The 14,063-nt window shown below is 57.4% G+C and carries 10 protein-coding genes, 2 tRNA genes and 1 pseudogene; 9 read left to right on the top strand and 4 right to left on the bottom strand.

The window, feature by feature from the left end; genetic code table 11:
• The first annotated feature begins 4 nt into the window (after nucleotides 1-4).
• Entirely contained in the window at nucleotides 5-1,834 is a 1,830-nt protein-coding gene (locus ACXZ66_RS10800) for an ABC transporter permease subunit (RefSeq protein ID WP_458748737.1), read from the top strand.
• Here ACXZ66_RS10800 and ACXZ66_RS10795 read toward each other — a convergent pair.
• Entirely contained in the window at nucleotides 1,735-3,033 is a 1,299-nt protein-coding gene (locus tag ACXZ66_RS10795; protein ID WP_458748736.1) for an MFS transporter, read from the bottom strand. The two genes, ACXZ66_RS10800 and ACXZ66_RS10795, sit on opposite strands and share 100 nt — an antisense overlap.
• Before the next feature lie 176 nt (nucleotides 3,034-3,209).
• Here ACXZ66_RS10795 and ACXZ66_RS10790 point away from each other — a divergent pair.
• The 5 genes from ACXZ66_RS10790 to ACXZ66_RS10770 all read left to right on the top strand — a co-directional run bounded on the left by ACXZ66_RS10790 (nucleotide 3,210) and on the right by ACXZ66_RS10770 (nucleotide 8,632).
• Nucleotides 3,210-3,283 (top strand) — tRNA-Pro (locus ACXZ66_RS10790).
• A gap of 201 nt (nucleotides 3,284-3,484) precedes the next feature.
• Nucleotides 3,485-3,558: transfer RNA gene (locus tag ACXZ66_RS10785), tRNA-Pro, on the top strand.
• An 82-nt stretch (nucleotides 3,559-3,640) separates the two neighbouring features.
• Nucleotides 3,641-5,014: a trigger factor gene (tig, locus tag ACXZ66_RS10780; protein WP_458748735.1), complete on the top strand. Its 1,374-nt coding sequence runs from the start codon at nucleotides 3,641-3,643 to the stop codon at nucleotides 5,012-5,014.
• A 193-nt stretch (nucleotides 5,015-5,207) separates the two neighbouring features.
• Nucleotides 5,208-6,380, top strand: coding sequence for an acetyl-CoA C-acyltransferase (locus ACXZ66_RS10775; protein WP_458748734.1), 1,173 nt, complete (start codon nucleotides 5,208-5,210; stop codon nucleotides 6,378-6,380).
• Between the two features lie 2 nt (nucleotides 6,381-6,382).
• Nucleotides 6,383-8,632, top strand: a complete 2,250-nt coding sequence (locus tag ACXZ66_RS10770) for a 3-hydroxyacyl-CoA dehydrogenase/enoyl-CoA hydratase family protein (protein ID WP_458748733.1) — start codon at nucleotides 6,383-6,385, stop codon at nucleotides 8,630-8,632.
• Between the two features lie 23 nt (nucleotides 8,633-8,655).
• Here the strand turns inward: ACXZ66_RS10770 and ACXZ66_RS10765 are convergent, their stop codons facing one another.
• Complete coding sequence (locus ACXZ66_RS10765) at nucleotides 8,656-9,585, bottom strand: LysR family transcriptional regulator (protein WP_458748732.1); 930 nt, start codon at nucleotides 9,583-9,585, stop codon at nucleotides 8,656-8,658.
• A gap of 71 nt (nucleotides 9,586-9,656) precedes the next feature.
• Between ACXZ66_RS10765 and ACXZ66_RS10760 the strand changes: the two genes are divergently transcribed.
• Nucleotides 9,657-10,667: a YeiH family protein gene (locus ACXZ66_RS10760; RefSeq protein WP_458748731.1), complete on the top strand. Its 1,011-nt coding sequence runs from the start codon at nucleotides 9,657-9,659 to the stop codon at nucleotides 10,665-10,667.
• Here the strand turns inward: ACXZ66_RS10760 and ACXZ66_RS10755 are convergent.
• Nucleotides 10,664-11,194 (bottom strand): winged helix-turn-helix transcriptional regulator, encoded by a 531-nt coding sequence (locus tag ACXZ66_RS10755; RefSeq protein WP_458748730.1) that lies wholly within the window; start codon nucleotides 11,192-11,194, stop codon nucleotides 10,664-10,666. The genes ACXZ66_RS10760 and ACXZ66_RS10755 overlap by 4 nt on opposite strands.
• 75 nt (nucleotides 11,195-11,269) lie before the next feature.
• On the opposite strand from ACXZ66_RS10755, the pseudogene ACXZ66_RS10750 reads away from it, so the two are divergent.
• Together ACXZ66_RS10750 and ACXZ66_RS10745 are read left to right on the top strand one after the other, a co-directional pair.
• Nucleotides 11,270-12,472 (top strand): annotated as a pseudogene (locus tag ACXZ66_RS10750) (MFS transporter).
• A gap of 17 nt (nucleotides 12,473-12,489) precedes the next feature.
• Nucleotides 12,490-12,870, top strand: a complete 381-nt coding sequence (locus ACXZ66_RS10745) for a tautomerase family protein (RefSeq protein ID WP_458748729.1) — start codon at nucleotides 12,490-12,492, stop codon at nucleotides 12,868-12,870.
• 3 nt (nucleotides 12,871-12,873) lie between these two features.
• On the opposite strand, the gene ACXZ66_RS10740 is transcribed toward ACXZ66_RS10745, so the two are convergent.
• A complete protein-coding gene (locus ACXZ66_RS10740) occupies nucleotides 12,874-14,058 on the bottom strand; it encodes an acyl-CoA dehydrogenase family protein (protein ID WP_458748728.1) in 1,185 nt (394 codons plus the stop codon).
• Nucleotides 14,059-14,063: the final 5 nt, after the last annotated feature.

The following is a 14,063-nucleotide window of genomic DNA, read 5'->3' as shown; positions in this document are numbered from 1 at the left end:
TCCAATGATCGCGGGTATTTCACGAGCGTTGTCGATTGTCGGAGTGGTGCTGCTGATTGGGCTCCTTCCATGGATTTCGGGCAGTCGACCTGAGTACACCATTTTGCGTGCTCGCTACGCAGACCTGGAGGCGACACCGGAAAACCTTGCAGCCATTCGGACCCAGCTGGGCCTCGACCAAGGGCCGTTGAAGATTTCTTTGAACTGGTTTAGCGGGCTGCTTCACGGAGACGCAGGTACTTCCTGGATTAGTGGCAAACCGGTGGCTCCGCAGGTGTTTCCCGCACTTGGAGTGTCGCTGTCACTGATGGGCTGGGCGCTGGTAGTGGGATTGATCATTGCCACGCTGCTGTGTATTCCCGCGGTAGTAAACGGCATCCGGGGTAATCCGCGCCGGGGATCGGGAGCTCTGGCAGTTCTACTAACCGCACTGCCTGAGTTCTTGCTTGCGGCCGTGCTGCTTGTTGTTTTTGCAGTTTTGCTGGGGTGGTTTCCTCCCTACGGCTGGCGAGGACCGGAGTACGTGGTCCTTCCTGCCTTGGCAATGGGTATTCCTACAGGCGGATATCTGGGCCGACTCTTTTCCGAGGCCATTACGGGGACGTTTACCGAGCGGTGGGTGGACACGTGGCGAATGGCAGGGGTGAAAACTCCACAATTGCTTCTTGCTGTGCTGCGACGCGCACTCACACCTGTGATTTCTCAAGTCGGCCTATCGATTATTGGACTGACCGGTGGTGCCGTTGCTGTGGAGCAGGTCTTCGCGATACCTGGTCTGGGTCGCCTGACACTCAGCGCTGCCTCATCCCAAGACATTCCCACCCTTCAGTTCGGAGTGCTGGTTCTAGTTCTGCTTGCTGTGGCTGTGGGAGCGCTGAGTGGACTTGCTCGTCGACTATTACTTGGCCCGGCTGCGCGTTATCCCGTTGTGCCGGTCAAGCAGCCGCAACGCTATCGACGACCACGTGACCTCGTGGTTCCGGTAACTGTGTTCACGGTGCTTGTGGTGATGGTGCTCAGTGGCCTCCCACGGGATCCTTATACATCTGTGGCCACCCGCCTCGCAGATCCTTCGTGGGCCTTACCTTTCGGAGCAGATTCCAGCGGACGAGATCTGCTAGCGCGCGTTGCACACGGTGCGGTGTCCACGGTGGGAACCGCGTTAGTCGTTGTTGCAGTGTGCCTTGTTATTGGTTTGATTCTTGGCTGCTTCCCGCAAGCGTCCACCGGTCCAACTGAAATAGCCAATGCGGCACCTCCAGTTATTGCCGGTTTGATTGTTGCCGCGGTCATGGGACCGGGCATGACAGGTGCAGCGATCGCGGTTGCGGCGGTTAGTTGGGCACCGCTTGCTGCGCACACGAGTTCATTGGTCACAGAGGTACGCAATCAACCACATGTGGTCATGCTTCCGGTCCTTGGGGTGGGCAAGGTTCGGGCAATGCTTCGACATATTTTGCCCTCAGTGATCCCCACGGTGGCCAGGCACGCAGCGCTGCGGTTGCCGGGTACGGCGTTGTCTCTGGCAGCGCTTGGTTTCCTTGGCCTTGGTTCGCAGCCTCCTGCACCGGAATGGGGCTTAGTGCTCTCAGAAGGAATTGATTACGTTGAGCGCGCCCCCTGGGCAGTTCTTGCTCCTGCGACGGCGTTGATTTTGGTGTCCATGCTGGCTGTCTCGCTTTCCTCGCTACCACCACGCCGGCGGGAGACCACGGCAACTAATCACAGCCAGATTCAGGCTTCGGGAAAGCGACGACCTAGTCGCAGCAGTAACCAGGTTGAGGCAACACACATACCCGTGAGCAGCAGCCAGGGCAGCGCTGCAGATGGCTGAGCGTGAGCGGCGTCGTCGAGAAGCGGTCCGAGCAGTAGCGAAGTAAGCAGAACGGCGATGCCACCAAACGTATTGAGGAAGCCGAAATAGGCACCGAGGTTGCGTTCCCCTGCAAGTACGCCCACTAGATCGCGTGCAACCGGAACTGCGATCATGTGGCCGGTGTGTAGAAGTGCCAGCATCAATACTGCGGGCAGGAGCGCGGCGATTCCGGCAGGTGGGGTCACTGGGGCGCATGCGGCGGGGATGAGGAAGGCGAGGGCCATTAAACCAAACCCCAGTCCGAGGCTGGTGCGCCTTCCCAGGCGTTGGGAGAGGCGTGTTAGCGGGAGCTGAAGAAGCAGAATCAGGATTCCGGAATAGATGAACATCGCGCCGAGATCGTTTTGATTGCCACGTGCCCGAGTTAATTCGACGGGCAGCGATAGGTACTGCTGGTTATAAGTGACCAAATAGGTGCTGTAGGCAAGGGCAAACAGCATAAAGGTACGGTTGCGCAGTACCGTGGACCATCCCGAAAGTACTGGGGTCGGGTTTTCGGGCCGGAGGTCGGGAAGAATAAAGAAGTGCGCGAGGAAAAGTAGCGCAAAGAGCGCTGCGGCAACGACACAGGTCACCAGAAAACCCGCCTCGATGAGCAAGGCGCCGATAATGGGACCGGCAAGAGCTCCAGTGCGCGAGAAGAGGGTGTCAAGCGCGAAAATTTCGGTTCGGGTGGCTCCTCCCTCGGCTTGTACTTGTCCGCCAGCAATGGCGAGCGCAGATTCAGCGGCGGGGGAGAAGAGCGCACCGGCGAAACCGATCAAGATCACCCCGACGATTAATTGGGGGATGTTGTCGGAAAAACCTGCGACAAGAAAGCCGACCACACGAATCAGAATTCCGGTCAAGAGGACAGGTCGCACTCCCCAACGGTCGCTTAAACCGCCACCGAGGAAAAACAATCCCTGCTGGCTAAAAGTGCGCAGCCCCAAGACAAGCCCCACGATTGCCCCGCTGGCTGCGAGAGATTCCGTGAGGTAGGTAGCCAAAAAGGGTACAACCAGGTAGAACCCGACGTTAAAGGCGAGTTGAGTAATCAATAACAGCCGAATGATCGGTGGTAATGCAAGAAACTGAGCCAGCACTCGTTTCGGTTGATTGGCTGGGGTGCGTGCGATCTCCACCGGCTCCTTTTGTAGATTTTCGTGCCTGGGCAAATAGCACCAAAGGGAAATGAAAGTTATTTTCAGTAATCTACCCTAGTGGAGTCTTGCTGCGGGGTGTTAGATCCCCGGACCTAAGTTATGAAAACCCACCGTAACCTGGCGATTTCCTTTTGCTGACAGTTTGTGGGTAAAGTACTTCAAGTACCGCAGGTACGAACAACAAAATACGGGGCGTGGCGCAGTTTGGTAGCGCACCTGCTTTGGGAGCAGGGGGTCGCAGGTTCAAATCCTGTCGCCCCGACAGTATTTATAGAAAAGGACTTTCCGTTTAACGGAAAGTCCTTTTTTGTTGTTGCGGGGCGCGGCAGGGGAATCGTCGTAAAGCGATCTCTTGAACGGGGACCTGAGCAACCTCGAAGTGCTAGTGGGACCCCAAGTGAGCGCCGTGTCTTTTGGCTTCTGTAGAATCAGGCGAGTACGTTTCAGGCGAATCTGAAACTTACGGGGCGTGGCGCAGTTTGGTAGCGCACCTGCTTTGGGAGCAGGGGGTCGCAGGTTCAAATCCTGTCGCCCCGACATCGGGACATCCATTCCCTGTTCGGGAATGGCCAGCCGAGAAAATCTTCATATCCATCGAACACATCCAGGAGAGTTACTCGTGAAGACTTCCGTCGAGAAGCTCAGCGATACCCGTGCGAAGCTGACCGTCAACGTTCCATTCGAGGAACTCGGTTCTGAAATTGACCAGGCTTACGCATCGATCGCTCAGCAGGTCACCATTCCAGGCTTCCGCAAGGGCAAGGCGCCACGTCAGCTGATCGACGCACGCTTTGGCCGCGGCCCAATCTTGGAGCAGGTTGTCAATGACATGCTGCCAAACCGCTACGAGGCAGCATGCGTGGAGAATGACCTGAAGGTCATCGGCCAGCCAAACATCGAAGTCACCCAGATCGAGGACAACAAGTTTGTCGAGTTCACCGCTGAGGTAGACGTTCGCCCAGAGATCACCGTGCCAGACTTCTCCACCATCGAGGTTGAGGTCCCAGCAATCAAGATCGACGATGAGGCTATCGACGAAGAGCTGACCTCCCTGCGTGAGCGTTTCGGCGAGCTCAAGGACACCAAGCGCAAGCTGAAGACCGGTGACTTTGCCGTCATCGACCTTGAGGCAACCGTGGACGGCGAAACCGTCGACGAAGCTACCACCGAGGGCCTGTCCTACGAAGTTGGCTCCGACGACCTGATCAAGGGCCTTGACACCGCGCTGCGTGGCCTGAAGTCCGACGAGGACGCTGAGTTCACCGCTGAGATGCAGGCTGGCGAGTTCCAGGGCAAGGAAGCCACCATCGAGGTCCACGTTCAGCAGACCAAGGAGCGCAAGCTTCCTGAGCTTGACGACGAGTTCGCGCAGATGGCTTCCGAGTTCGACACCGTCGAGGAGCTGCGTGAATCCACCAAGAGCCAGTTGGAAGATTCCAAGAAGTCACAGCAGGCTTCTGACATCCGCGACGAGGTCCTGAAGGCTGCTCTGGCACAGTCCGAGTTCGCTCTTCCAGAGTCCGTTGTTGACGAGCAGGTGCACAACCAGCTCCACCAACTGCTGGGTCAAATGGCTCACGACGAGAACTCTTTGGCTCAGCTTCTTGAGGCACAGGGCACCACTCGCGAAGAGTTTGACAAGCAGTCCCGTGAGCAGGCTGAAGAGTCCGTGCGCACCCAGCTGTTCCTCGACGCTGTTGCAGAGGAAGAGGAACCAGAGGTTTCCCAGCAGGAGCTCACCGACCACATTCTGTTCACCGCGCAGTCCTACGGCATGGATCCAAACCAGTTCGTTGGCCAGCTGCAGCAGTCCGGCCAGATCGCGAACCTGTTCGCTGACGTGCGCCGCGGCAAGGCACTCGCAGCTGCGATTGCCCGCACCACCGTGAAGGACGATGAGGGCAACTCCATCGACCCAAACATTTACTTCGGTGAGACCGAAGAGGATGCTGAGGCTGAGGCTACTGATGCACCCAAGGCAACCGAAGAGTAATTCTTTGAGCTAGGGCCACACGCCCCAAAACTTTTAGACCGTTCCCGCTTTAACCAGCGGGAACGGTCTTTTTTCTGCCCTTTTGGGAATATGCTTGCGCAATTAGGTGACGCACATTACACTCGTTGGAAACGCGAGATACGAATCGCAATTCGTGTTTGCGAACGAAAACACTAGCTGCAAAGGAAAACACATGCAAGACATTTACATTGTTTCGGGAGCCCGTACCCCAATCGGAACGTTTATGGGTACGTTGTCGAACGAGACGCCTATTTCCCTCGGCACGGTCGCTGCAAAGGAAGCAATTTCTCGCGCAGGCGTAGACCCAGAGGCCATTGACAGCTCTAATTTCGCGAACATTGTTATCTCGGAACCACGCGACCTCTACACCTCGCGCGTGGTGGGCCTTGATTCCGGCTTGCCGCAGTCCTCCCATGCAGTCGGCGTCAACCGCCTTTGCGGTTCCGGAGTTCAGGCCATTGTCACTTCCGCGCAGAACATCATCACCGGCGACTCAGAGCTGGCCCTCGCCGGAGGCACCGAGATCATGTCCAAGGCAATCTACTCTGTGCGCGGAATGCGTAAGGGCCAGAAGATGGGCCCCGGCAAGTTGGACGACTGGCTCACCGGCGCTCTGTCTGATCCCATGGGCCACGGCCACATGGGTATCACCGCCGAGCACGTAGCCGAGAAATACGGCATCAGTCGCGAGCGCCAGGACGAATTCGCACTGCTTTCGCAGACTCGTGCAGCAGCTGCGATCGAGGCTGGCCGTTTCAAAGAGCAGATCGTCCCGGTGACCGTGAAGGGTCGCAAGGGCGACATTGTCTTTGATACCGACGAGCACCCGCGCGCCTCCTCCCTTGAGTCTTTGGCGAAGCTGCCGGCGGCCTTCAAAGAGGGCGGAACCGTCACCGCAGGTAACGCCTCCGGCATGAATGATGCAGCCGCGGCAGTGGTTGTTGCTTCTCAGACCGCAGTGGATTCCCATGGGCTCGAGCCACTGGCACGCATCGTGTCCTGGGGCTTTGCGGGCGTGGATCCGAAGTACATGGGTTGTGGCCCAGTTGAAGCCGTGCCACGCGCATTGGCTAAGGCAGGCCTCAAGCTCGACGATATGGACCTCATCGAGTCCAACGAGGCATTCGCAGCGCAGGCACTTGCTGTCCAGGATGGCCTCGGCTTGGATCCGGAGAAGACCAACGTGGACGGTGGCGCGATTTCGCTCGGCCACCCGATCGGTGCCACTGGCGCGATTTTGACAGTGAAGTTGATTCACCGCTTGAAGGCAGACAATTTGCGCTACGGCCTGGTCACCATGTGTATCGGTGGCGGCCAGGGTATCGCTTTGATCGTGGAGGTCTAATCATGCAAAACCGAAAGTTTATTTCTCGCGCAGCCGTCATCGGTGCCGGGTCGATGGGTGCAGGCATTGCTGCACACCTGGCCAACTCGGGCGTCCAAGTGGACCTATTCGATGTCCCAGCGCAGGGCGACGACCGCGATGCGCGCGCCAAAGCCGGCATTCAGAATCAGCTCAAGGCCCGCGGCTTCATGTCGAAGAGGTTTGCCGAGAATGTCCGCCCAGGCAACATCGAGGACCACCTTGATCGTCTGGCCGAGACCGAGTGGATCGTCGAGGCCGTGTTCGAAGACATCAAGGTCAAGCGCGACACCTTCGCGAAGATCGCAGCCCACCGCGCACCTGGCACACCGGTGAGCTCGAATACGTCCACGATCCCATTGTCGGTCCTTTCCGAAGGCATGGATGCGGCGATGTTGCCGGACTTCGCCATCATCCACTTCTTCAACCCGCCACGTGTGATGCCATTAGTCGAGCTCGTCCGCGGCACCGAGACATCTGAGGCCACCGCAACCACGCTGACCCGCATTTGCGAGCAGCAGCTGGGCAAGGTTGTCATTGACTGCCGCGACACCCCAGGTTTCATTGCGAACCGCATCGGTAATTTCTGGATGGCCGTGGGTGCGGCCGTAGCGCTTCGCGACGATATCGCGCCCGAACTCGCAGACACCGCCTTCGGTAAGCCATTCGGCGTCCCGCGCACCGGCATTTTCGGGCTCTTCGATTATGTTGGCCTCCAACTCGTCCCGGCGATCTGGGGCTCATTGCTCAAGGCCTTGCCGGAATCCGATGCCTACCATTCCTACGACATCACCCAGGCCGACGTGGTCAAGCAGCTGCTGGACAAGGGCCTGACCGGCCGCACGAACCCAGAAGGGGCCGGCTTCTACCGCAACCGAGGCCAGGAAGTCTACGATCCGCAGGCTGGCGATTACCGAGCACGCATCGCCCTCGACGACGCCGCCTTGCGCGAGCGCGACGCCAAATCACTGATGGAAAGGGACACCCCGGCAGGTCGCTACGCCCGCGAGGTATTTTTGACCACGCTGCGTTACTGCTGCGACACTGCCCCAGAAATCACCGATTCCGTCAGCCAGATCGATGAAGCCATGGCGCTCGGCTACGGCTGGAAGCAGGGCCCGTTCGCGCTCGCCGATTCCATCGGCATTGATTGGCTGGTTGAGGCATACGGCGACGACGTCCCAGAGTTGCTCACTGCGGCGAAGGCGGCCGGTGGTTTCTACCCCGCAGAGGGCAAGGTGCTCTCGTCGTCAGGCGAGGTCATTGACCTGCCCGAGCGCGAAGGCGTGGTCACGGTAGCACAGCTCACCGACGGCGCCGAGGTCATCATCGAGACCGAGGGGGCACAGGTATTTAAGCTTGACGACGAGGTGGCCATCCTGGCCATGCGCACCCCCATGAACTCTCTCGAGCGTTCCGTGCTTGAGGCCATGGAGGCTGCCTCGCAACGCGAAGACCTTCGCGCTCTAGTTATTGCCAACGATGAAAGCCGCGCATTTTCTGCCGGTGCCGACCTGAAACTCCTTTCTGAACTGGCCAAAGCACGAGACGAGACGGTGTTTCGCGAGGTGCTGCGGCAAGGTGCTGAAACTTTGGAAAAGCTGCGCCGAGCACCCTTCCCCGTGGTAGGTGCCGTGCGCGGAGTCGCGCTTGGCGGAGGCCTGGAAACAGTGATGCACTGCGACGCGACCGTGATTCACGCCGAGACTCGGTTGGGTTTCCCAGAACCAAATGTGGGCATCATCCCTGGCTGGGGCGGAACCGTGCGCTCCCTCGAGCGGCTAGTCGACAACGATGTGGACAACCCTCACTGGGCTGCATTCAACTTCATCATGTCTGCGAAGCCGGTCCCGGCACACGCGCTAGAAGACCAAGGATTCCTGCGGGCAGACCGTGACCACATTGTCCTGTCTGCGCAGCACGTTGTCGCCGATGCGCTTGGGCTTGCTCGTGAACTTGCCAATGGCTACACCGAACCCGGCACTCGGGAGCTGCCTTTGTACCCAGCCGATGCACCAGCGCTGGAATACACCGAGGGCACTGCCACCGATCTGCGAATCTCTCAGGCGATTGGCCACACCTACACCGCTCAAGATGGTGACGGCGAGACCATCGATTCCTTTGAGATGGGCAAGCGCGAGACCCGCAACACAGTTCCTTTGATCGAGCACCAAGAAAACATCGACCGCGTGGTGCAGATGTATAAGAACCCACGCCAGCCGCTGCGCAACTAATTGGGCGGCTACAAGAACCCGCACTACCGCTCGTTGGTGGTGCGGGTTCTCATTCCTACCACGGCAAGAAAATTCCTCACGGCTTCCGCATTATCGGCCTCACCGCGCCACAGAACATGCATCAGCCGATTGAGAGTGACGCCCTCGGTGGGAACTTCCACCAACTGACCTGCCCTTAAGTAACTGTCCACCGCAAGGCGACTCAACACGGCTGGGCCAATGCCCTCCATCACGGCGTGACAAATAGCCGAAATGCTATTGAGCTCGAGAAGCGGGGCCGGGCGATCACTGCTGACCAAGAAATCAAGGAACGCCCGCGTCCCGGAGCCCTCTTCGCGCTCGATGAGTGCAGTGGTGGCCAACTCCTCGGTGTCAATCGGGGTACTTCGCGCTGCCCAGGGGTGCTTGGCACCCACCACAACAACAAGTTGGTCCGTCCACACAGGGGCAGAGTGCAAGGTTGTCGGAAGAGTTGGCGTTTCGACGAATCCCAGCGCCGCAGCTCCCGACTCGACAGAAGCAATGACATCGGCAGAATTGGCCACCTGAAGCTTTGTGGACACGTGGGGCTGTTGTTTTCTGAACTCTCCCAGCCAGCCGGGGAGAAGGTGTTCGGCAATAGTCATGCTGGCACTGATGGAAAGTTGTTCTTGTCCAGCGTGTGCAAGGGATTCCGCCCCGACAGCGAGACGGTCGACGGCGTCGAGAACTCCCCGGGCCCATTCCACGGTAAGTTTTCCTTCCTGCGTCAATGTTGATCCGTGGGTACTGCGGTGCAGAAGCGGATACCCAAGTCTTCTCTCGAGAGTTTTCATAGACCGCGATGCATTGGATTGCGCAACTCCACACGATTGCGCGGCCGCGCTAAGACTGCCGAGCTCGGCTACACCGGTGAGCAGGCGCAACATGCTCAAACTGAGCCATTGGTCGACGTTGGGAATCTGCGGAGACATATCAAGATGATATAACCGCATTGGCAAGTTGGGGGCTACAACAATCGCAGGGTTGGTGAAAACCTGGATACATGAATAAAAATGCCCTGGTTACGGCCAATGGAAAGTTACGGAGAACTCTTCCGGGGGTGCTTGTTGCAAGCATCGCAGCCGTGGCATCGTGGGCAATTTCGCGCTATCTGCCTGGAGTGAGCGCCTTACTTATTGCCATCGTGATTGGAGCACTCTGGAGCAACCTTGCCCCGGTACCGGAAAGGTTGGACGAGGGGATCGCCTTTTCGTCGAAAAGCTTACTTCGGGCAGGCATTGTGCTGCTGGGATTTCAATTGTCGCTGTCGGCCATCCTTGACCTTGGCGTGGGAGTCTTGGTGATTGTGATCGCAGCAGTGTCTGTCACGTTCGTTTCCACCCTGTGGGTGGGCAAGCGACTGGGCATTAACCTGACGCAGCGCATACTCATTGCCTCCGGGTTTTCCATTTGTGGCGCGGCGGCGGTGGCGGCGATGGACGATACCGTGAAGGCGAAGAAGGAAGAGGTGGCTACGGCCGTCGGCCTGGTCGTGTTGTTTGGAACGATCATGATTCCGCTGGTTCCTTTTTTGGGTGGCCTCCTTGGGATGCCGGAGCACGACATGGGGATCTGGATTGGTGCCTCAACGCACGAGGTCGCCCAAGTAGTAGCTGCAAGTGGGGCGGTCGGCGGGGCGGCTCTCGGTGTTGCGGTCACAGTCAAGCTTGCCCGCGTACTCATGCTGGCTCCCGTGATTGCTGGAGTGTCATGGGCAATGAAACGTAGCGGAAAAACAGTCGGGAAAAACAACGCGCCGATCGTGCCATTGTTTATCGTGGGATTCATTGTGGCGATGCTGGTGCGCACAACCGGGATCTTGCCTGAGTCCGTTCTGGGAGTCATTCAGATTGCACAAACACTGTTGCTTGCGGCTGCTATGTTTGCGCTCGGGCTCGGCTTGAACTTCCGCGCATTAGTCAAGGTTGGTGCGAAGCCGGTTGTCCTCGGGCTGATCTCTACCTGCATCATCATGTGTGTTTCTCTTGCAGGAGTGTATGTTTTTGGTTCCTAAGGTTCGTCGTCGTGAAGCGAAGTGCTTTTAAGCGGACTCAGCGTACCGGCTGCGACAAGTTGATCTCGGGCGTCTTTCCAGGGCTTGACCCACACCATTTCGTTACTGTGCATTGGCCTTCCGCAAGCACTGCAGATTTGTCCCTGGGTGGTTTCTTGGCCACAAGTTTCGTGGATCATTGTCATGTGTGCGCCACCGGCGGGCAACTTTGTGTGCTTTTCGCCCCAGACAGCGAGCTGTTGCAGAATCGGCAGTAGCTCGGCTGCGGCTTCCGTTGCGACATAGCCTTGGCGTGTGCGGTTGCCGTCTTTGTACTCGGCTCGGGTCAGCAGCCCGGCCTCCACCATGTCGCTCAGCCGACGGCTTAACACGGCCTCTGAAATTCCAAGATTGTCTCGGAGCTGGTCGAAACGGCCATTTCCGTGCAATACATCACGGATGATCAGCAGAATCCAGGGATCTCCAACGACGTTGAGAGAGCGCTGAATTGGACACATTTCTTCAGACCAGTCGGATCGTAGTGGCATTTACTCCTCCATCTTTCTCCGTTTACGGTATTGTCTCACACAAGATATTAACTTCGTTAAAGAAAGTTAGGTGATATGAAGAAGCTTTCAAACACAGCGCGGGTCACTCTCACTGCCGGCTCGCTAGTCCTTCTGATCTCCTTGGGATTGCGCCATTCCTTCGGTCTTTACCTGCAGCCTGTAAGTGAAGCCCATGATTGGGGCAGGGGAGTCTTTAGCTTTGCCATTGCAATCCAAAACCTAGTGTGGGGATTCGTTCAACCGGTTGTTGGAGTCCTCGCAGATAAGCTAGGTGCAAAGAAGATCATCTTTAGTGGTGCCGTCTTTTATGTGATGGGCTTGCTCGGGATGTCGTGGGCACCGAATCAAGCCATGTTTATGCTGTTCGCTGGCGGATTTGTCGGGCTGGGTTTGGCGGGTACAACAATGCCAGTGGTTTTCGCTGCCATTAGCCGTGCCCTGCCTGCCGAGAAACGATCGTTGGCCTTTGGCGTGGCCATGTCGGTGGGGTCGTTGGGCCAGTTCGCGATGATGCCAGCGGTACTCGAGCTCATTGGAGGCATCGGCTGGGTACGAACCTTGGTGCTGTCCTCGGCTGTTGCCGCATTGATCTTGCCATTGTCGCTAATCCTCCGCTCAGTCAAGGCCACAGGAACCGAATAAATTGGAGCTGAATTGACTGCAGGCGAAGCTGCGAAAAATGCGCTAAGCCATCGTGGATTTTGGTTACTTTCGCTCGGATTCTTTGTTTGCGGATTTCACGTTGTTTTCATCGCCACGCATCTACCTGCATACGTAGAAGACCACGGCCTTGCTGCATCAGTGGGCTCCAATTCTTTGGCTCTTATCGGCTTGTTCAATATCTTCGGCACCCTTGCCGCAGGTTGGCTCGGATCCAGGTTTTCTAAGCCACGACTTCTTGTAGCAATCTATGTTTCGCGCGCGATCGCATTTGCAATCTACTTGTCAGTACCTCTCACGACGGGATCGACCTATGTCTTTGCCTCGGTCATGGGTATTTTGTGGTTAGCCACGGTCCCGCTGACTAACGGTGTCATCGCGTCGATGTTTGGGGTCAAAAATCTTGCCATGCTGACTGGACTTGCTTTTCTTTTGCATCAGATTGGTTCATTCCTTGGAGGATGGCTCGGAGGGCTGATTTTCGAGCAAACTCAGTCGTACGATTCAATCTGGATTCTTGCCTTGGCGCTTAGCCTCGTTGCAGCGGTGCTCAATCTTTTTGTCGTCGAGAAGCCAATCAAAACCACTCAGACCTAATTAATAAGGAAACAATCATGCCTTTAGTAAGAATAGACCTACCCGAGCTCACACCCGTGGAGCAGCGAAACACCATTGTCGAAACCATCTACGACACGTTGGTAAACGTGCTGGGTGCTCCGGTGAACGATAAATTCATGATCGTCAATGCGCACAAGCTAGAGAATCTGGTCATGGATCAGTCGTATTTGGTCAGGCGCACCAATCGCGCCCTGATCATTCAAATTACGTTGAATGAGGGGCGCGACGTGGAGCTGAAGAAGCGCTTTTACCGAGAGCTCGCCGATGCGCTGCAAGATGCGGTGGGAATGCGCACCGAGGACGTGTTTATCAATCTGGTCGAGGTGCCGAAGGAGAACTGGTCCTTCGGCGGGGGAGTAGCGCAGTACGCGGACTAGCTTTTAGCGGTACGCGCTCATCCCCGTGATTTCCTTGCCCACGATCAGATTCTGGATGGTATCGGTGCCCTCGTAAGTATGTAGGGCCTCGATATCGGCAAGGTTGCGCATGACGTTGTTTTCCAGCAGCATGCCCACTCCGCCAAGCATGTCGCGGGCGTCTGCGGTAATGGCGCGTGCCTTGCGGGTGTTATGCACCTTTGCAAGCGATGCCTGCTGCTCGGTCATCGTGCCGTCCATTTCCATGGTGACCAGGCGACGGCAGTAGAGCGCCATCGCTGTGAGATCTTGGAGCATGTTACTCAGACGATATTGAATAAGCTGCATCTTTGCCAGTGGCTTGCCGAATTGCTCGCGCTCCTTGACGTAGGAAAGCGCGGTTTCGAAGCTGGAAATTGCAATACCCAGCGCTGCCCAGGCCACGGACGAACGGGTGCCGGTGAGCACTGTGGCGACATCGCGGAAGGAATTCGCCCCCTCGAGACGATTCTCCTTTGGCACGCGCACGTCGGTGAACTTGATGTGTGCCTGCGGGATTCCACGCAGTCCGCCCTTGCCCTCGATGGTCTGGGCTTCGTAGCCAGGGGAGTCCTGCGGGACGATGAAGCCTGAGACTTCGCCATTTTCCATGCGTGCCCAGACCACGGAGATGTGGCCGACGGAGCCCTGGCCGATCCACTTCTTTTCGCCATTAATGACCCACTCGTCGCCGTCGAGCACCGCGGACGTTTCCAGCGCAACGGAATCCGAACCATGGTCAGGCTCAGTCAGTGCAAAGGCACCGAGAATTTCGCCCTTTGCCATCTTGTCTAGGTACTGATCCTTTTGCGCCTGCGATCCGCACTGATCAATGGACTGCATGGCCAAGCCGGCCTGAACGGCAAGCGCGGTACCCATGGAAGCGTCGGCGCGCGCGATCTCCATGTACACAAGGCCCACGGCAAGCCGCGACATGGAGCGGTGGCCTGGGATCTCGATTCCGTCGAGGAGGAGATCTAGTTCGCCAGCCCGTTCGACCAAGTCGATGCGGTACTCGGCCTTCTCCCATGCTTCATTCACATGAGGTGCGATTTCGGCGCCGAAGGTGGCGGCATCTTGCCACGCTTTTAAATCCTCGCCCGAGACGTCGGAAAAAACGTTGTAGAAGTCGGTGGGGGCACCGGAGAGGGGATTGTGTGTATCAGTCATGATCG

Source organism: Corynebacterium sp. S7 (assembly GCF_054401105.1).
The sequence above is the reverse complement of the archived record's forward strand: the minus strand, read 5'-3'. Positions and strand labels throughout refer to the sequence as shown.